Origin of the sequence: Alteromonas aquimaris (assembly GCF_026183695.1) — a bacterium.
In the GTDB taxonomy this organism is placed as follows: domain Bacteria; phylum Pseudomonadota; class Gammaproteobacteria; order Enterobacterales; family Alteromonadaceae; genus Alteromonas; species Alteromonas aquimaris.
In genome coordinates this window covers 68,406-87,106 of record NZ_JAPFRD010000006.1, presented here as the reverse complement: position 1 = coordinate 87,106, position 18,701 = coordinate 68,406, and the positions used below count along the sequence as shown (strand labels likewise).

Annotated in this window: 22 protein-coding genes; all 22 read right to left on the bottom strand. The window is 41.3% G+C overall.

From position 1 onward, the window contains the following. Positions 1 to 3: 3 nt before the first annotated feature. The gene (locus tag OPS25_RS06025) at positions 4 to 1,119 is read right to left on the bottom strand and encodes a hypothetical protein (RefSeq protein WP_265616746.1); all 1,116 of its coding nucleotides are present in this window, start codon (positions 1,117 to 1,119) and stop codon (positions 4 to 6) included. Further along, on the bottom strand, positions 1,085 to 1,966 hold the full coding sequence (locus OPS25_RS06020; RefSeq protein WP_265616745.1) for a GT-D fold domain-containing protein: 882 nt from the start codon (positions 1,964 to 1,966) through the stop codon (positions 1,085 to 1,087). Before OPS25_RS06020 ends, OPS25_RS06025 begins: the two co-directional genes overlap by 35 nt. Continuing rightward, a complete protein-coding gene (locus tag OPS25_RS06015) occupies positions 1,966 to 6,810 on the bottom strand; it encodes a glycosyltransferase (RefSeq protein ID WP_265616744.1) in 4,845 nt (1,614 codons plus the stop codon). Before OPS25_RS06015 ends, OPS25_RS06020 begins: the two co-directional genes overlap by 1 nt. Before the next feature lie 27 nt (positions 6,811 to 6,837). Next, positions 6,838 to 7,443, bottom strand: coding sequence for a hypothetical protein (locus OPS25_RS06010; protein ID WP_265616743.1), 606 nt, complete (start codon positions 7,441 to 7,443; stop codon positions 6,838 to 6,840). 432 nt (positions 7,444 to 7,875) lie between these two features. Next, positions 7,876 to 8,274: a 50S ribosomal protein L17 gene (rplQ, locus tag OPS25_RS06005; protein WP_265616742.1), complete on the bottom strand. Its 399-nt coding sequence runs from the start codon at positions 8,272 to 8,274 to the stop codon at positions 7,876 to 7,878. A 42-nt stretch (positions 8,275 to 8,316) separates the two neighbouring features. Then, positions 8,317 to 9,306, bottom strand: coding sequence for a DNA-directed RNA polymerase subunit alpha (locus OPS25_RS06000; protein ID WP_265616773.1), 990 nt, complete (start codon positions 9,304 to 9,306; stop codon positions 8,317 to 8,319). 19 nt (positions 9,307 to 9,325) lie between these two features. Beyond that, positions 9,326 to 9,946 (bottom strand): 30S ribosomal protein S4, encoded by a 621-nt coding sequence (rpsD, locus tag OPS25_RS05995; protein WP_265616741.1) that lies wholly within the window; start codon positions 9,944 to 9,946, stop codon positions 9,326 to 9,328. A 24-nt stretch (positions 9,947 to 9,970) separates the two neighbouring features. Next, the gene (gene rpsK, locus OPS25_RS05990) at positions 9,971 to 10,363 is read right to left on the bottom strand and encodes a 30S ribosomal protein S11 (RefSeq protein WP_265616740.1); all 393 of its coding nucleotides are present in this window, start codon (positions 10,361 to 10,363) and stop codon (positions 9,971 to 9,973) included. 15 nt (positions 10,364 to 10,378) lie between these two features. Continuing rightward, a complete protein-coding gene (gene rpsM, locus OPS25_RS05985) occupies positions 10,379 to 10,735 on the bottom strand; it encodes a 30S ribosomal protein S13 (RefSeq protein ID WP_265607979.1) in 357 nt (118 codons plus the stop codon). 162 nt (positions 10,736 to 10,897) lie between these two features. Further along, positions 10,898 to 11,011, bottom strand: a complete 114-nt coding sequence (gene rpmJ / locus OPS25_RS05980; RefSeq protein WP_005417265.1) for a 50S ribosomal protein L36 — start codon at positions 11,009 to 11,011, stop codon at positions 10,898 to 10,900. A 25-nt stretch (positions 11,012 to 11,036) separates the two neighbouring features. Next, the gene (secY, locus tag OPS25_RS05975; RefSeq protein WP_265616739.1) at positions 11,037 to 12,356 is read right to left on the bottom strand and encodes a preprotein translocase subunit SecY; all 1,320 of its coding nucleotides are present in this window, start codon (positions 12,354 to 12,356) and stop codon (positions 11,037 to 11,039) included. 5 nt (positions 12,357 to 12,361) lie between these two features. After that, a complete protein-coding gene (gene rplO / locus OPS25_RS05970) occupies positions 12,362 to 12,796 on the bottom strand; it encodes a 50S ribosomal protein L15 (protein ID WP_265616738.1) in 435 nt (144 codons plus the stop codon). 3 nt (positions 12,797 to 12,799) lie between these two features. Next, a complete protein-coding gene (gene rpmD / locus OPS25_RS05965; protein ID WP_130638232.1) occupies positions 12,800 to 12,979 on the bottom strand; it encodes a 50S ribosomal protein L30 in 180 nt (59 codons plus the stop codon). A 6-nt stretch (positions 12,980 to 12,985) separates the two neighbouring features. Further along, complete coding sequence (gene rpsE, locus OPS25_RS05960; RefSeq protein WP_265616737.1) at positions 12,986 to 13,486, bottom strand: 30S ribosomal protein S5; 501 nt, start codon at positions 13,484 to 13,486, stop codon at positions 12,986 to 12,988. A 9-nt stretch (positions 13,487 to 13,495) separates the two neighbouring features. Continuing rightward, positions 13,496 to 13,849 (bottom strand): 50S ribosomal protein L18, encoded by a 354-nt coding sequence (gene rplR, locus OPS25_RS05955; protein ID WP_169210718.1) that lies wholly within the window; start codon positions 13,847 to 13,849, stop codon positions 13,496 to 13,498. Between the two features lie 12 nt (positions 13,850 to 13,861). Continuing rightward, on the bottom strand, positions 13,862 to 14,395 hold the full coding sequence (rplF, locus tag OPS25_RS05950) for a 50S ribosomal protein L6 (RefSeq protein ID WP_265616736.1): 534 nt from the start codon (positions 14,393 to 14,395) through the stop codon (positions 13,862 to 13,864). Positions 14,396 to 14,409: 14 nt separating this feature from the next. Continuing rightward, complete coding sequence (gene rpsH, locus OPS25_RS05945) at positions 14,410 to 14,802, bottom strand: 30S ribosomal protein S8 (protein WP_265616735.1); 393 nt, start codon at positions 14,800 to 14,802, stop codon at positions 14,410 to 14,412. Positions 14,803 to 14,814: 12 nt separating this feature from the next. Then, positions 14,815 to 15,120 (bottom strand): 30S ribosomal protein S14, encoded by a 306-nt coding sequence (rpsN, locus tag OPS25_RS05940; RefSeq protein ID WP_265607985.1) that lies wholly within the window; start codon positions 15,118 to 15,120, stop codon positions 14,815 to 14,817. Between the two features lie 11 nt (positions 15,121 to 15,131). Further along, positions 15,132 to 15,671, bottom strand: coding sequence for a 50S ribosomal protein L5 (gene rplE / locus OPS25_RS05935; protein ID WP_169210714.1), 540 nt, complete (start codon positions 15,669 to 15,671; stop codon positions 15,132 to 15,134). Between the two features lie 16 nt (positions 15,672 to 15,687). Further along, on the bottom strand, positions 15,688 to 16,002 hold the full coding sequence (gene rplX / locus OPS25_RS05930) for a 50S ribosomal protein L24 (RefSeq protein ID WP_265616734.1): 315 nt from the start codon (positions 16,000 to 16,002) through the stop codon (positions 15,688 to 15,690). Positions 16,003 to 16,014: 12 nt separating this feature from the next. Beyond that, positions 16,015 to 16,383 carry a 50S ribosomal protein L14 gene (gene rplN, locus OPS25_RS05925; protein WP_169210712.1) on the bottom strand — a complete coding sequence of 123 codons (369 nt, stop codon included), beginning with the start codon at positions 16,381 to 16,383 and terminating at the stop codon, positions 16,015 to 16,017. A 203-nt stretch (positions 16,384 to 16,586) separates the two neighbouring features. Then, positions 16,587 to 18,656 (bottom strand): ATP-binding protein, encoded by a 2,070-nt coding sequence (locus tag OPS25_RS05920; protein WP_265616733.1) that lies wholly within the window; start codon positions 18,654 to 18,656, stop codon positions 16,587 to 16,589. Positions 18,657 to 18,701 lie beyond the last annotated feature (45 nt).

The window sequence follows — 18,701 nt, the reverse complement described above, 5'->3', positions numbered from 1 at the left end:
TCTTTAGGCCTTGGCTATTGATTTATAGTAATATTCAAAAAAGGTTTCCTGATTAAATGGAATTATTTTTTGTTCAGGGAAACAATCTAAACTTTCAAAGTTAAAGTCTTTTGCATTCAAATTATATTGCTCGAACAGTAATTTATTACTGGATTCAAACATAGCTCTAATATTCCTTACTTCTTCCTGAGTAATTAATTTTACAGAACCTCTTTGCGATTTATCTTCGTCTAATTCAACAAGATGTTCAGCAAGCTTTCTACCCGCCAAATTCTGTTTCTTCAAGTAGTCACTTTTCTGTGATACTTGATTAAAGTAAACTATCGACTTGCATATATTTTCATTGTAGTTTGATTCATTCACATTATTTGACAAAAAGGTTTTATAATCACCTAGCAAACGGATTAGTTCGGGTTTTCCCGTTGCATGTAAAAAATCAAAAATTAAGTCCAATTTGAAAAAACAATCTTTATCAAATACTCTCAAGTCAATTTCAGCTTCATCAAAAACTGACTGCCACATTGACGATGTGTGCAAATAATTGAGCCTATCGAATAAAAAATTAAAGCTAAATGGGAGTTCAAAATTTTTGAGACTACCTTCCTTTATTTTTTGGTGTAAGAAGCTATTTACCCAAGCTGATTGCTCTCTAATGTAAAAAACAATCCTTTCAACACTAAACCCTATCTCCTCTAGTAAACCTTTAAGATTACAAATTTCGTTAACGCTTACTAACTCAGACCAAAATTGCTCAGCAGATAAAATAGCGTAATCTTCTTGTTTACATGCTTTAAGTTGTTTTTGGTAGGCGCTAACAACATCCTTTTTAAATTGAGCAAACTGATTCGCGTTGCTTACCTTATAGCGACGCATATAGCCTCTGCTTAATGCGTTATTTTTCGCAGCAAATGCTAGTGTCTTTTGGTTGTCACCACCTAGATTCTTATTTGGTAGTAAGTCCAAAGGATAAAGACAACCCGAACTCAATAGCTTTTCACGATTCATTAATAAAACATTTTGAATCGTAGAGCTTCCAGCTTTTCCCATTCCTATGTGCAAGATAGTCTTCATAGTTGAAGTTCCTTCACCAATAACATCCTCCCTCAATTTTGCCAGCATTCTCGTGTTTTTCACTTTCCAAAGGTCTACTCCATCCCTCTGTCATCACGTCCTTCATATGGGGTCTTGATTCCCAACGCTTGCCTATTATTCCAAACATTAATTGCGTAACACCGCCAAGATGGAGAGCTTTACCGCCGACTGATTTTATAAAAGAGGCGATGGGTGCACCATAAGCTCCTGCTCCAATTATGGCTACATCAAAGTTGTACTGCAAAATATCAAGCTTTAATTGTTTCAGTTCTTCATACCAAGAATTTGCTACCTCATCCGTTCTTTGGGTCGTCTGCGGAGGAATATGTGTAATGAGCTTAAAGGGAGGTAATATATCTCTAATTAAATTAATATTGGCTTTGTTCTTTACCTGGTTGCGAATTGATTCAGCAAAGGGATGTATAACTAAAACCCTCATTCCGTCTAACGCTTGCGTCCAACTCACACCATGCTTAGAACCTAAAAAAATAGGGTCTAGATGATTTAAATGACAATAATATGGATTTTGCGTGAACTGAGCTAACTTAATTTGATTTGGAAAATTCCATATTCCCAGTAAGTCAGCATTACTGATGCTAGCCATATACTCGACAGAAAATTTATTTAGCGTTGCGTTCTCGGGTTTAGCAATACCGGCATTATTTCTCGCCTTAGCTCTTAATTCTTGACCTACCTCACTTCTGTTTCGCAATAAGACGCTATTGATTACCTCACCTTCAATACTTCCAAATCGAGAAAACATGAAAGGAGCAGTCGATTTCACTGAGTCAGAAATAAACTCTACCACTTGATGTGGATTCAACATTCTTTTTTGTATATTTGGCGGGATTACAAACTCTGGTTTTCTATTCATTATTTGATTACCCTCATATTCTTTATTAGAGCTTGGCTTTGAGTCGAAATGCAGAAAAGCCTGCCTTTTGGTCTAATCTGGTGACCATGAGTATTAAATTTCGCTCGCTGTTTTTGGTCTTCTGTGTAACCCGATAATCGCATGTTGATGCTTTCTATATGCACTTGAACTATTTCTGTATTTGGTGGGATTGTTACCCAATTGGATAGTGCTTTGATGCATTGACGTTCACGCCACGACCAGCTGTCGGCAAGCTCTAGAACTTCTTCAGTGCAATAATTGTCAAATGTAATTCGCACTCGACATTTTCTACTCCAAGGACCCACTCTCTGCTCTAATAAAAGTAAAAATTTTTGTTCGCTTTCATGCGACTCAACATTCAAATCAAAACTAAATTCTTTCACCCTATTTTTTGCTTCTTTCCAAGGAAATTCAAAGTTGCAATAACTTTTATCTTCGGAAAGAGTAGGAACCCTCAAACTCGGCTTGCTACTAAAACCTTTTATGAAATTAAGCAATTCATAAGCATAAACTTTTGCACCAAACGGAGTCGTATGGACAACATCCCTGAGAATTTCGTCAAGTAAATTTTTACTAAATTTGCTGCTTAGATCGATAAAGGGAAAACCGTATTTTTTGCATATCTTAAAGCTTTCCTGAAAAACTGTGGTATCCGCTTGCTGTCTATCCTTGCGAGGCAATATTAATGCTACTGGAAGAATTTTGTTTTTAACTAACTTATCGAATATGGCGCGACAATCTGCCACCCTACAATCGCCACTTATTGGAGTACACCATTCAAGAAAACAAACATCGGGTTTAAGCTTAAGCACATCTTCTATCAACGCAAGACCAGCGTCACCTAGAGTACATGAACCTGCAGTAACGCGTTCGATCTCACATTTAATATTTTCTGATCGAACCATTTCCTCTAATATGTTGATAAATCCAGTTATTTCTTTAGTGTCGTGCTTTTCAGTTTGCTCACATACTGACGCCCCAAAAAAAACATATTTCAACCCTTTGCTTTCATGACGCTTCTTTTTATCAATATATTCATTTATAGGACCATAGGGGTATTTTGAATAAACGGGTGGACTAGTAGGCAAATTGCTTTTGGCTTTGTGAATGAGCTGATGAAATAATTCCTGATAGGCGAACGCTTGTTTCTCCATGGTTAGGCGCTGAAGAGCGAATTTCCTTACCGTATCCTGAGAAGCTTTTTCGGTAGTGAGACATTGCTTTAATTTAAGGAATAATTCGTTGGTATCACCAACAGGAACTGAGTAGCCACTAACGCCATCTATAGCCAGTTCAGGTATTGCACCTGTCGAGAACCCAACTACCGGGATGCCACAACTTATAGCTTCCGCTGTGGTATTTGAAAAAGTTTCTTCCAAGGAAGGTAGCAACAGCACGTCCATCGCTGCATAAAATTCGGCCAATCGACTATTATCAGAGACATAGCCAGCTTGAATGCAATCAAATTTTATCAAATCAGTCGCAGTTTCTGAATTTCCTAATAGCAAAACTTTAGTTTCATAGTTGTAGCTATTATCATCATAAAGGCGATTTAAAACCTCAATTGCTTCTTTGAACCCTTTTACATCGCTTCGAAAGGATGGGACATACCCGATTACCTTTACATTTTGGTCAATACTATAGGTATTACGTATTGAGTTTGTATTATCAATCGAAAAAATGTCGGTTTCAATTGAATTAGGAATTTTTACGATATTACAATCTTTAAAAATGGATTGTTTGACAATTTCTCTAGTATGGTCACTCAATACAACGATAGTTATATTAGAAAAATTATAGTTCTCCTTTTTGTAACTTAACGTAGAAGCAGATAAATTTCCTATATCATCTATTAACTGAGGACAGTTGTAACAATTTGATTGCCACTTCTCGCAACCGTGAAAAAAATGACAACCGCCACTCAAGTGATACATGTCTCGAATAGTGATGACGAGAGGTTTATTCAACCACGAAAGAAATGCAATATTTTCGACGCTTAGAAACCGCGCGGTCCAGTGAAGATTAATAACGTCTGATGAAGCAACCATACTATATAAGGTCTGATTATCTAAATGTTGTTCATTGTATGTAAAGATTGTCATACCAGGCAGGCTGTTATCTGGCTGTTGGAAAAAGCGCCAATCACCACGTTTACTTTTGGGGTGTCTTATCCAGCGAACTCCTATTGCCCCAGCGTGTGTCTTTTCTGGTGTTAGCAATGTGGAATTAATCAAGCTATGTTTCTGTAAACTCTTATGTACCCTATAAGCTGCATATCCTGCTCCCTGAGTAGTATTAGAGGTCAGCAAGGCTACGCGTAGATCTTTAGCAAGAACTTTACTCACCGTGTCGGCAAATAAAGCTCTTTGCTTTTCAAATGAGTATTTCTCAAACAGGAATTGAGCCAATCGCGAATTGTCACAACTTTCTGACATGTTTTCTATAAGTTTGAGAAGCTTAGTCGCCAGGTCAGAAGGATTGTTTGGCTCCGCGAACTGTAACAATGGATGGGAGATTTGGTCAAATTCAGCGAGACCTCCTACTTTAGTGAGGACCGTTGGCAATCCGGAATAAATAGCTTCAAGCGCGGCCACCCCAAACGTTTCAGTTCTAGGCTCATCATCATTACTTTCTTTACTAGCTTGCACGTAAATATCGAATTTATGGTGAAATTCTGGCTGTTGAGCGAAATCAACGAATTCAATAAAATTAAAATTTTTCGTTACATCCAACTTCTCTCTTAAATCATTTAATTCGTTTAGGTTATTTGTCTGGCCACCATAGACAATAGTAATTGAAAAATTGTAATCAGTGGTTTTTTTAAGCTTAGAAACAGCCTTTATTAAGTCATCGTGGCCTTTCCAATCAATACAGCGACCTATTGATAAGATCTTAACAGTTTTATTAGTGAATGCGTCTACTTTGATTTTTCTATTTTCGTAAAAATTAGGATTCGGACAATTATGGATTAAGTCGACCTTATTTAACGGTACTCCATGCCCAAGTAACTTTTGTCTTAGGAATTTAGAAACTGTTGTCAGTCTATGTTTGGTCTTCTCCGAAAATTTTTCGAGAAGATATGATTTATATTCGGGTTTCTCAGATAACGTAAAAACATCTATACCATGTGTCATCGCAATCGTTGGAAGTTTTAACTTAAGGTTTGTGAGCCTTTGCGATAGTTTCCAATCATTAAGAGCGAAATGCGCCACAATCAAATCTGGATTTAATAATTTAAACAGATACACATAAAGTTCATTTCTAATATTCTCATTCAGTACACCCCAATCTATTTGAACAAGGTTTTCGAAAGGTCGTTCATCGGCTAACACTCGTTTATCGCATAAAAATACGGACTTATATTTATTGCCATCGTTAAATCGATTAATAAAGTCATATATGAACGTTTCTGAAGGTGTAGAAAATTGAAATGCATAATGAAGAATAACTTTTGTGTCAGCGTCATTCTTAGTTTCCAACAGTGGATGACAAACCTTTTTAATTTGGTTAAGTATTTCAGAAAAACATCCCATAGCGGTATCAATGCGAATAAGGCTTACATCCAAGCCTAATGTTTTCGTTAGTTTAACTAATGGTACGAAATCGGAAGAGGAGGCTGCGGATGCAAGTTTGAAATTATCTCGATAAGTTAGACAATCACTTACATATGCAGCTAAACAATTTATAAAACTCTGATTCTCACCATGCTTCTGAATTAACGTAAGTAGGGTCTCTGCATTTTTTGGAGCGAATCTAAATGTATAGATTGAAATACACTCTTTAGATGAAAGAAATCTGAATGTTGATTGATAAAGCCTTGCTATTTCGCTAAATATTCTTTCTTTCCGGTGGGAATCGTTACCACTTGATGCTCCTCCAGTATAAAAATTAAAACCTTCACAATTGGCTTTTGTAAATTTTATGCCTAGCTCCAGCGCGTCTTTTATCCAGACAATGTCTGAGATAATATTGTAAGATGTTTTATACAGCCCTACTTTATTGTAAACCTCTTTTTTAACCAAAAAGGTAGCGTGATTTGCGTTAAGATTTCCGAAGTAAATTCCAGCACCAAACTCTTCAACTGATCGTGTTAGTTTCCCATCAATTTTAAAGTCGCTATATATTACGTCTGCATCACAAGACTTACTTGTCTGAACTAAATTACTTATAAAGTCATGTTCGTACGTATCATCTGAGTTCAGTAAACAAACAAACGAACCTTTAGCGACCGAGATACCTTTGTTCATGGCATCATATATCCCTGCGTCAGGTTCAGACACAACATATTCAAGATTATCTTTATTTTTTAAGAGGATGTCAGTCGTTTTATCATTGCTTCCGCCATCAATTACTATATGTTCAATATTGGGATAGGATTGCAAACTGATAGATTGTATACAACGTTCTAGCGTTTTATCATTATTAAAAACAGCTGTGACAACGGTAACTAGCGGCGTGTCTTGACAGGTACACTCAGTTTCACTCCGGTAATTTGAAATTCTTTTTCCAAGTTCTAATGTTCTAGGTAACTTAGTTATTGGTAATCGTTCTACCTGGCCACATACATTAAGGTTTTTAGAACTATATTCTGCTGAGGCTGTCTTTAGTGCTTTTAATGTCGAATTACTGGAATCAATTAATAATCCGCGAGATATACAATCAAGAGCGTCTTCAAATCTATTCAGCTTGATTAGCGCGGTCGATAAAAATTCATAATATAGTATGAATCCAGGATGTTTATTGATTGCTTCTTGAGAGAGAAGAACTGTTTCCTCATGTCGGTTTGCCTCATGGCTTTTTCTAATACTTTTTAAATATGTCATACAAAACCAATAATATAGTTTAATTACCTAGACCGAAAATCTTCTTCTACCTTCTTCTCTTCCATAATGAATATAATGAACTAAAGGATTTAAGTTTGATTCTTTAACATCTGGATATTTCTCTAGATACTTGTGTGTGCAAAATTTTTTACTTGGATTCCGCAGTTCTTTGAAACCAAAATTTAAGAAGTGAGAAGCTGGCTCGACCTTTTGCTCGGCTAAATCCGGATACTCTTTTAAATACCAATGTGAATTGAAAAGATCTGAATTTAGTAGTGTTAAAAGCTCTTCATCAGGCGATTGACAAGTTTCATCTTTTTTAAGAAGATATTTAATCCTATGATAGATAAGCTTAGTTAAACTTTTTTTAGTGTTGTTAAGATATACGGCTTTCCAGTATTGAATCCAGTTAAAGTCAATAACTAATTCTGAATAACGTGCTTCCAATCCCTTATTTTTCTTTCTAAATGCTGTAATTGTGTCAGAAGCTAGTTCGTAAGATTTAGAAACCTCGTTACACTTGATAAAATAATATTCAAGTTGATCCTGGGTTTGCTCTAACTGATGCACTAACAAATCACGATTATTAATGTTTAATTCATTTTCAGCACTGCCTTCAAAACGTCTCGACATAGCCCTACCTATAAACTTTTTTAAAAAAATATTTGTTTGAACCAAATACAGCTAACTTATGATATAGCTCTAACAAGCTAATGATCGCATAAAATAATCATTATTCAGCTTTCTACACAAAGAAATTCAGAAGTTGGAATGTTTCATTTTAGCAATTTTATGAGGTTTTGGGTAATATTTACGTGGCTAAACATACTGTAATGTATATAAGGAAACGAATTTTTTTTAATTTTGCAAAATGTCTAGCATCATCAATGTTTGGAAATTTCCTTCATTAGGAACTTATAAATAATTGTTTAGGTAGTTAGAAAAATTTTAAGTTTTAGCTAGTAGACGGTTTTATATCAAATTAAATCTCTCACAAAAAAAAACCCAGTTTAAACTGGGTTTTTTATTTTAAATTCAGTATAAACCGAATCAATGAAGTTCTAATTACTCTTCCGTATCTGCAACTTCTTCAGCAGCTTCAACTTCAGGGCGGTCTACTAGTTCAACGAATGCCATAGGGGCATTGTCGCCTGCACGGAAACCGCATTTAAGAATGCGAGTGTAACCGCCTGGGCGGGCCTCGTAGCGAGGACCTAGTTCGTTAAATAGTTTACCTACAACCTCTTTATCACCTGTGCGTGCCATAGCAAGACGGCGGTTTGCAACGCTGTCTTGTTTAGCCAATGTGATTAGAGGCTCGATTACGCGACGTAATTCTTTAGCTTTGGGTAACGTCGTTTTGATCACTTCGTGCTTGACCAAAGAGCCGGCCATGTTTTTAAACATAGCTTGACGATGGCTGCTGTTGCGATTCAACTGACGACCACTCTTACGATGGCGCATAGTTTTATCCTTCTTTACAAATCAGTTTTGTGAAAAACCTGATTAATCTTTCTCAGCGATGCTTTCAGGTGGCCAGTTTTCAAGGCGCATGCCTAGAGACAGTCCACGTGAAGCTAACACGTCTTTGATTTCAGTTAGCGATTTCTTACCAAGGTTTGGCGTTTTTAATAGCTCAACCTCAGTACGCTGTACCAGGTCACCAATGTACTGGATAGCTTCAGCTTTCAGACAGTTAGCAGAACGTACAGTCAGCTCTAAATCATCAACCGGACGCAGTAGAATCGGATCGAATTCCGGTTTCTCTTCTTTCTGAACTGGTTCAGAAACGTCACGTAAATCAACAAAGGCATCAAGCTGCTCAGCAAGAATTGTCGCTGAGCGGCGGATCGCTTCTTCAGGATCCAAGGTGCCGTTAGTTTCCATATCGATGATTAGCTTGTCTAAGTCAGTGCGTTGTTCAACACGAGCAGACTCAACAGTGTATGCTATACGTTCTACTGGGCTGTAAGATGCGTCAACTAATAAACGACCAATCGGACGATCATCTTCTTCAGAGGAACGGCGCGTAGACGCTGGCACATAGCCACGACCCATCTCAATTTTAATACGCATACTGATTTCAGTTTCACCAGTAAGTGTACAAATCAAATGCTCAGGGTTTACGATTTCTACATCACCGTCGTGCTGAATATCACCAGCAACAACAGGGCCAGCGCCAGACTTCACTAGTGTAAGGGTAGCCTCGTTTTTACCTTCAAGGCGAACCGCTAAACCTTTCAGATTAAGCAGAATTTCAATTACGTCTTCCTGCACACCTTCTTTGGTGCTGTACTCGTGTAATACGCCGTCAATTTCAACTTCTGTCACTGCGCAACCAGGCATAGATGACAATAAAATACGACGAAGTGCGTTACCTAGAGTATGGCCGAAACCTCGCTCTAGTGGTTCCAAAGTTACTTTGGCACGAGTAGGAGAAACGTTTTCGATCTCAACTAATCTCGGTTTTAGGAATTCAGTCACAGAACCCACAATGCTTCCTCTTTAGTTAGCTTTACTTAGAGTAAAGTTCGACGATCAACTGTTCGTTAATATCCGCAGACAAGTCTTCTCTCTCAGGAACACGTTTGAACGTGCCTTCAAGTTTGCTGTTGTCTACTTCAATCCAGGTTGGCTTCTCACGTTGGTCAGCCAATTCTAAAGCCGCGTTAATACGCGATTGCTTTTTAGCTTTCTCACGAACAGAAACCACGTCTTCGGCAGAAACGTTAAACGATGGAATGTTCACAACGCGACCATTTACCATGATTGCTTTGTGGCTTACCAACTGACGTGCTTCAGCACGTGTGCTGGCGAATCCCATGCGATAAACTACGTTATCAAGACGCTGTTCAAGAAGTTGCAATAGGTTTTCACCTGTATTGCCCTTCAAACGCGCAGCTTCTTTATAGTAGTTACGGAATTGCTTTTCTAATACGCCATACATACGACGTACTTTTTGCTTTTCGCGCAACTGCACGCCGTAATCAGACAAACGGCCACGACGGGCACCGTGCTGACCAGGCGCTGTATCGATCTTACACTTAGAATCGATTGCGCGAACGCCGCTTTTAAGGAACAAGTCTGTACCTTCGCGACGGCTTAGTTTGAGTTTAGGACCCAAATATCTTGCCATGATCTTTCTCCAACTGTCCGTCGATTAAACGCGACGTTTTTTCGGTGGACGACAACCGTTGTGAGGGATAGGCGTCACATCGGTAATGTTTGTGATCTTATACCCAGTGGCGTTAAGCGCACGGATCGCAGACTCACGGCCTGGACCTGGACCTTTAACGAACACTTCTAGGTTTTTCAGACCGTAATCCTGTGCAGCAATACCTGCACGCTCAGCAGCAACCTGTGCAGCGAATGGGGTAGATTTACGTGAACCACGGAAACCAGAACCACCAGATGTTGCCCATGCTAATGCATTGCCTTGACGATCTGTGATAGTCACAATTGTGTTATTGAAAGACGCATGGATATGAGCCATACCGTCTGCAACCTGACGTTTAGCGCGCTTACGCGTACTACGAGCTGGTGCTTTTGCCATAACTAAATCCCCCGCTTACTTCTTAATTGGCTTACGAGGACCTTTACGGGTACGCGCATTTGTTTTAGTACGCTGACCACGTAGAGGCAAGCTACGACGGTGGCGAATACCACGGAAGCAACCCAGGTCCATCAAACGTTTGATGCTCATTGATACTTCACGACGAAGATCACCTTCAACAGTGAACTTTGCCACTTCTTCACGAAGCTTCTCTACAGTTGCTTCGTCAAGCTCTTTGATTTTTGTAGATTCTGCAACACCAGCATTAGCACAAATCGCTTTAGCGCGAGTTGGGCCGATACCGAAGATTGCTTGGATAGCAATCACAGCATGCTTGTGTTCAGGAATGTTAATGCCAGCGATACGGGCCATTAACAGCACTCCTCTAATTTAATTGTCGACGACCTAAAAAGCCCGATAGGATACTTACCCGTCGAACAAAATGCAAATTAAGGTTCATAATACTGTAACAGGCAAAGCAGAACCCTGTGTCAGGTTCTGCTTACACTATTCAGTGATTACTCACCGCGTAAATTAGCCTTGCCTTTGCTTATGCTTAGGCTCAACGCAAATCACACGCACAACACCGTTGCGCTTAATGACTTTACAGTTACGGCAAATTTTCTTAACTGATGCACGAACTTTCATTACATCACTCCGTAGTGAACCAATCTTAGCGGCCGTAGCCTTTAAGATTAGCTTTCTTCAGAACAGACTCATATTGAGTAGACATCAAATGTGTCTGCACCTGTGCCATAAAGTCCATGATGACTACCACTATAATTAGAAGTGACGTTCCACCGAAGTAAAACGGTACATTCCAGGCAATCAACATAAATTCAGGCACTAAACAAATAAAGGTTATGTACAGTGCGCCAGCCAAAGTCAGACGAGTCATTACTTTATCAATATAACGTGATGTCTGTTCACCTGGGCGGATGCCCGGGATAAACGCGCCCGATTTTTTCAGGTTATCTGCTGTTTCACGCGGGTTGAAAACCAACGCCGTGTAGAAGAAGCAGAAGAAAATAATCGCTGCTGCATACAACATCACATATAACGGCTGACCAGGAGAAAGCATTAATGCTACATCCTGCAACCATGCTGTAGATTCATTGGTTCCAAACCAGCCCGCAATCGTGCCAGGGAACAAAATGATACTAGATGCAAAGATCGGTGGTATCACACCGGCCATATTCACTTTTAAGGGTAAATGCGTGCTTTGCGCTGCAAAAACCTTTCGGCCTTGCTGACGTTTTGCGTAGTTTACCACAATACGACGTTGTGCGCGTTCAACAAACACAACTAAGTAAGTTAAGCCCAGTACTATTGCTCCAATTAATAGCAGGAACAACATGTTGATATCACCTTGCCTTGCTTGTTCCGCAGTCTGACCTATCGCTGTTGGCAGACCGGCAACAATACCAGCAAATATCAATATCGAGATACCGTTACCAATACCTCTTTCGGTAATTTGCTCACCTAACCACATAAGGAACATTGTCCCTGTGACTAAGCTCACCACCGCTGTAAAGTAGAATCCGAAGCCCGGACTTATCACCAATCCACTAATCAGGTTGGGCAGACCGGTCGCAATACCAATCGACTGAAACGTCGCCAGCACTAACGTTAAGTAACGTGTGTACTGATTGATTTTGCGACGACCTGCTTCGCCTTCTTTTTTAAGCTCCATCATCGGTGGGTGAACCACCGAGAGCAACTGCATAATAATGGATGCAGTAATGTATGGCATAATGCCCAAAGCCAGAACGGATGCACGCTCAAGGGCGCCACCGGAGAACATGTTGAACATTTCAACGATGGTGCCTTTTTGCTGTTCGAATAAGTCAGCTAAAACCGCAGGGTCAATACCAGGAATAGGTACATACGAACCTAACCGGAATACTACGATTGCGCCAAAGACGAACAACAATCTTGCCTTAAGCTCACTTAAGCCGCTTTTCGCGCCTGAATCCAATCCTGGTTTAGCCATCTAGCTTATTCCTCTACTTTACCGCCGGCAGCTTCAATTGCTTCACGCGCGCCTTTAGTAACCTTCAACCCGTTAACCGTTACCTTACGTGACAATTCGCCACTCTTAACAACTTTAACGAACTGCATTTCTTTCTTAACAAGACCAGCAGCTTTCAAAGTTTCAAGAGAAACTACATCACCTTCAACTTTCGCGATTTCAGTCAAAGTAACTTGGTCAGTTACCATGCTTACGCGCGAAGTGAAACCAAACTTAGGTAGACGGCGTTGAATTGGCATTTGACCGCCTTCAAAGCCTGGCTTAACCGTTCCACCAGAACGGCTCTTTTGACCTTTGTGACCACGGCCACCAGTCTTGCCAAGCCCAGAACCGATACCACGGCCAACACGCTTACCAGATTGCTTTGCTCCTGGTGCAGGAGAAATCGTGTTTAAACGCATGTCTTACTCCTCCACAATTTCAACCATGTAATTTACACGGTTGATCATGCCACGGACACTTGGAGTATCTTCCAGTTCACGGACATGGTTGATTTTACGCAGGCCTAAGCCCTTAAGCGTCGCTTTGTGCTTTGGCAAGCGGCCAATCGCACTTTTCGTTTGCTTTACTTTAATCGTTGCCATGTCTGATTACCCCAAAATTTCATCTACAGACAACCCACGCTTAGCGGCAACCGTCGCTGGAGAGTTCATCTCTGTCAGCGCATTAACTGTTGCACGTACCACGTTGATTGGGTTAGTAGAACCGTAACATTTTGAAAGTACGTTCTGCACACCAGCAACTTCAAGTACTGCACGCATTGCACCACCGGCGATAATACCAGTACCTTCAGATGCAGGCTGCATGTAAACTTTAGAGCCAGAGTGACGACCTTTAATTGGGTGTTGTAATGTATGACCGTTTAAGTCAACACTCACCATATTACGGCGTGCCTTTTCCATTGCTTTTTGGATTGCAGCAGGCACTTCACGTGCTTTACCGTATCCAAAACCAACGCGGCCATTACCATCACCCACTACTGTCAATGCAGTGAAACTGAAGATTCGACCACCTTTAACCACTTTAGATACGCGGTTAACAGCAATCAATTTTTCTAACAGTTCACCTGTTTGAACTTCTTGTTTAGCCATTTTAAACTCCTAGAACTGAAGGCCAGCTTCGCGAGCTGCATCAGCCAATGCTTTCACACGACCGTGGTATTTAAACCCACTGCGATCAAAAGCGACGTCTTTCACGCCTTTTTCAATTGCACGTTCTGCGATTGCCTTACCGACTGCCGCCGCTGCTTCAGCGTTACCAGTTGATTTAAGATCTTTTTTAAGATCGGCTTCAACGGTAGAAGCTGCCGCCAACACCTCAGAACCGTTTGGTGCGATTAACTGAGCATAGATGTGGCGAGGTGTGCGGTTCACTACCAGGCGATGCGCGGCCAGTTCACGTATTTTTGCTCGTGCGCGAGTCGCGCGACGAATGCGAGCTGTTTTCTTATCCATCGTATCACCCACCTACTTTTTCTTAGCTTCTTTACGACGTACATGTTCATCAGCGTAACGGACACCTTTGCCTTTATAAGGCTCTGGTGGACGATAGGCGCGAATGTTCGCCGCAACCTGTCCTACCACCTGCTTATCGGCGCCTTTAACGACGATTTCAGTTTGGCTAGGAGTTTCTACTGTAATGCCTTCAGGCATTTCATATACAACAGGATGAGAGAAACCAAGCGTTAGATTCAGTTTGGCACCTTGTGCTTGCGCACGGTAACCAACACCGTTTAACTGCAGCTTTTTCTCAAAACCTTCTGATGTACCCTGAACCATTGAATTCAGAAGCGCACGTGCAGTACCTGCCTGTGCCCACGCATCAGCATAACCTTCGCGAGGTAATGCTTTTAACTGGTTTTCTTCCTGAACTACTTCAACTGCGTCATTAAAAACGCGGGTCAGTGTACCTTTCGAACCTTTTACCGTGACTTCTTGACCAGAGATAGATACATCTACACCTGATTTCAAGTCGACCGGGGCTTTTGCTACTCGTGACATTTCAACTCCTCCGATTACGCTACATAACCGATGATCTCACCACCCATACCAGCTTTACGCGCGGCACGGTCGGTCATCACACCTTTAGAAGTTGACACGATAGCCACACCTAAACCACCTAGTACTTTTGGAAGCTCATCTTTTTTCTTATAGATGCGCAGACCAGGACGGCTTACACGTTCGATAGTGTCAATTACTTGCTTGCCTTCGAAGTACTTTAACGTAACTTCAAGTGCAGGCTTAACGTCACCAGACACAGCATAATCTGTGATGTAACCTTCTGCTTTTAGCACTTCACAAATTGCAGTGCGAAGCTTAGAAGAAGGCATAACAACAGAAACTTTCTGTGCCATTTGGCCGTTACGGATGCGGGTAAACATATCCGCGATAGGATCTTGCATGCTCATATCAGCTACTCCTTACCAGCTGGCTTTTTTAAGGCCAGGGACTTCACCGCGCATTGCTGCTTCACGCAGCTTAATGCGGCTTAGACCAAATTTGCGTAGGTAACCATGTGGACGCCCAGTAATACGACAGCGATTTTGCTGACGTGCTTTACTTGAGTCACGTGGTAGTTGTTGTAGCTTAAGCACAGCATCCCAACGCTCTTCTTCAGAGACGTTAACATCGCTGATAATCGCTTTAAGTTCGGCACGTTTTTCAGCGTACTTAGCAACAAGCTTTGCACGCTTAACTTCACGGGCCTTCATTGATTCTTTTGCCATAACCCTACACCTTATTTTTTGAATGGGAAGTTGAACGCAGTCAACAGAGCACGTGCTTCTTCATTCGAGTTCGCACTGGTAGTGATAGTAATATCCATACCGCGAACCTTATCCACTTTATCGAAATCGATTTCAGGGAAAATGATTTGCTCACGCACGCCCATGCTGTAGTTACCACGGCCGTCAAACGACTTCGGGTTTAAACCGCGGAAGTCACGGATACGTGGAATAGCGATTGAAATCAAACGCTCAAGGAATTCCCACATACGCTCACCGCGTAGGGTTACTTTACAGCCAATCGGATAACCTTCACGGATTTTAAAACCCGCTACAGATTTTCTTGCAACCGTGACAATAGGCTTTTGACCAGCGATAGCCGCCATGTCAGCTTGAGCATTCTCAAGCACCTTTTTATCAGCAACTGCTTCACCTAAACCCATGTTTAGAGTGATTTTTTCAATCCGAGGGACTTGCATGACGCTTTGGTACCCGAACTGCTTAGCAAGTTCAGCTACTACTGTTTCTTTATAGAAATCATGCAGTTTCGCCATCGTACTCTCCAATTAATTAAACAAGTTCACCGTTGGACTTGAAGAAACGAACTTTCTTCTCGTTTTCCATACGGAAACCAACGCGATCCGCTTTACCCGTTGCCGGGTTAACAATCGCGACATTAGAAACGTGAATAGAAGCTTCCTTTTCAATAATACCGCCTGCTTCACCCGCTTGTGGGTTAGGCTTCTGGTGTTTCTTGACAAGGTTTACACCTTCTACAACTACGCGGTTATCAGCCACAAGCACTTTAAGGACTTTGCCTTGTTTGCCTTTGTCTTTACCCGCTAATACGACTACTTCATCATCACGACGAATTTTTCTAGCCATTATCGTGACTCCTTATAGTACCTCTGGGGCCAGTGAGATAATCTTCATGAAGTTATCACTTCGAAGCTCACGTGTAACCGGGCCAAAGATACGCGTACCAATTGGTTGCTTGTTGCTATTCAACAAAACAGCCGCGTTATTATCGAAACGGATGGTAGAACCATCTGCACGACGAACGCCTTTTCTAGTACGCACCACCACTGCGTTCAGTACGTCACCTTTTTTAACTTTACCGCGAGGAATTGCTTCCTTAACAGTAACTTTGATGATGTCACCGATACCTGCATAACGGCGATGCGAGCCACCAAGAACCTTAATACACTGAACCCTGCGAGCGCCGCTGTTGTCGGCTACATCCAGGTTAGTTTGCATTTGGATCATGTTAGTGCTCCGCTATTAAATTAAGACTCTCCCGAGTCGTTTATGCTGCTAAAAAAACGACCACATTAGCCATTTTTTAACCATACCCCCATAAAAAGGGCGCGAAATGATAACAGAAAAGATAGGTGAGTGATAGGTCAAATTTGAATTAATTTTAAGCGATCATGTTTGCAGAAACGACGCGGTCCTAACCCTGGCATTTGCTATTTTTCAACGCTTGCCCCGCACTGGAGAAATCGCTGCAGACACGCGCTTAGACGACTGACATTAATGGGTTTTGATAAATAGTCATCCATACCAGCGGCTGCGCATTTTTCTCTTTCCCCTGCCAACACGTTGGCAGTAAGCGCAATAATTGGAATCGATGAAGCTGCGTTACCCAGCGCTCTTATTTTAGCTGCGGCAGTGTATCCATCCATAATGGGCATTTGACAGTCCATTAAAATCAAGTCGTAAAGCTGATTAGTCGCTAACGATTGGGCTACTTTGTCAACCGCAACCTGTCCGTTATCTGCCAGATCTATACTTACCTCAAGTTCATTTAACTGTTCGGTAATTACGATCTGGTTAATGGTGTTATCTTCAACTACAAGTATTCGATAGCCAGCAAGAGACTTCATCTCGGATACTGTTTCTGCAGGTGGCAACATCGCTGCATCATCAGCCTGGCTAAGTTGAAGGGTCACGGTGAAAGTCGAGCCTTCGCCTGGTCGACTTTTAACTCGAATCCCTCCTCCCATCATTTCCGCGATTTGAGAGATGATGGATAAGCCCAAACCTGTACCGCCAAATTCTCGTGTAGTTGCGCTGTCTCCCTGTTGAAATGGCGAAAAAATGCCTTGCAGGCGCTCTTCTTCTATCCCAATACCCGTATCTTCAACGTTCAAATGAATAAGATATCTGTTGTGTGGTTGAGTAAGGGCACGAGCTTTCACCTTTACTACACCTTGGTGCGTAAATTTAACCGCATTATTAATTAAATTAGTCAGTATTTGTTGGATACGCACAGGATCTCCCTGCACCCTTAGCGGTTTTACTGCTTCAACATCTGTCAGTAACTGGATGCCCTTTTTCTTGGCGGTATGCTCAAACACCTTAACCTGCTTTTCAATTAACGCACCTAGATTGATCGGGACGTTTTCCAGCGTCATTTCTCCTGCATCAATTTTTGAGAAATCAAGAATATCATTGATCAATCCTAACAGCGTCGCCGCACTTTCATGGGCGATGCAACACAACTCTTGTTGTTTGTCAGACAGGTTGGTTTTAGATAAGGATGCCAGCATGCCCAACACCCCATTGATTGGTGTGCGAATTTCATGGCTCATATTGGCCAGGAATTGACTTCTTGCCTGCAGAGCTTGCTCGGCAATTTGACGTTTATGCTCTAAGTCCATGCTGATATGAACTTGTTTAGTGATGTCTTGGGAAGCGCCCAATACCCGGGTACAGACACCGTTTTCAAATTCCGCTTGAGCTCTGATGGCTACCCACAGCGATTTCCCAGTAGTCGTGACTGCTTCTATTTCAGTAGAAATAGGTGTACCCGTTTGAATGCAGTGGGTTATCAAATTCGCTACACGGTCTCTTTCTTTTTCATATTTGATAATATTTATAGCCGCTTCCAGTGATACGTCGAAATCAGGGGGAAGCTCATACAATTTTTTCAGCGCTTTTGACCAATGCACTTTATTCGTGCGCACGTCAATTTCCCAGGTGCCGACACCTGCAAGCTCACTCATCTGATTAAGCATTTTATTCTGGCGCGACAATGTTTCATTTTGTTCGCTGACACTATCAAATGCGAATTTTCGGCTTAATTCGGTGCTTATCCATTCTGACAGCAAGATGACATAATCCTGTTCCGCTTCAATAAATGGGTGCGCACGGGCGGTGGGTGATAAAAAACTGACCGTACCAAAAAGCTTTCCATTAACCGTTAGTGGAATACCGATGTAGGAATACAATTGGAAAAACTCAGCGACGGGGTGGTTGCTGCGTATCTGGTTAATATCGTAGTAACTTACAACGGTCTTTGCATGGATAGTATCTGCACAAAAAGTACTGTTAAGAACAAATTCTGCCCCCACTTTCAGGGAATCATGCTGCGCACTTGCCGCGATAACGGTGTATTGATTATTTTCTATCTTGCTCACTACTCCAACCGGCATATTTAATAAGTTACAGCCTAAATCAAGCAGCCGCTTCAGTTTATCTTCGAAGGATAGGTTTGTATCTGAAGAGATGGTATGAAGTGTACGCAGTATTTTCATGCAATAGGTATCGATAATCTTAAGCTAAGTCAGTAGCTAAGCGTA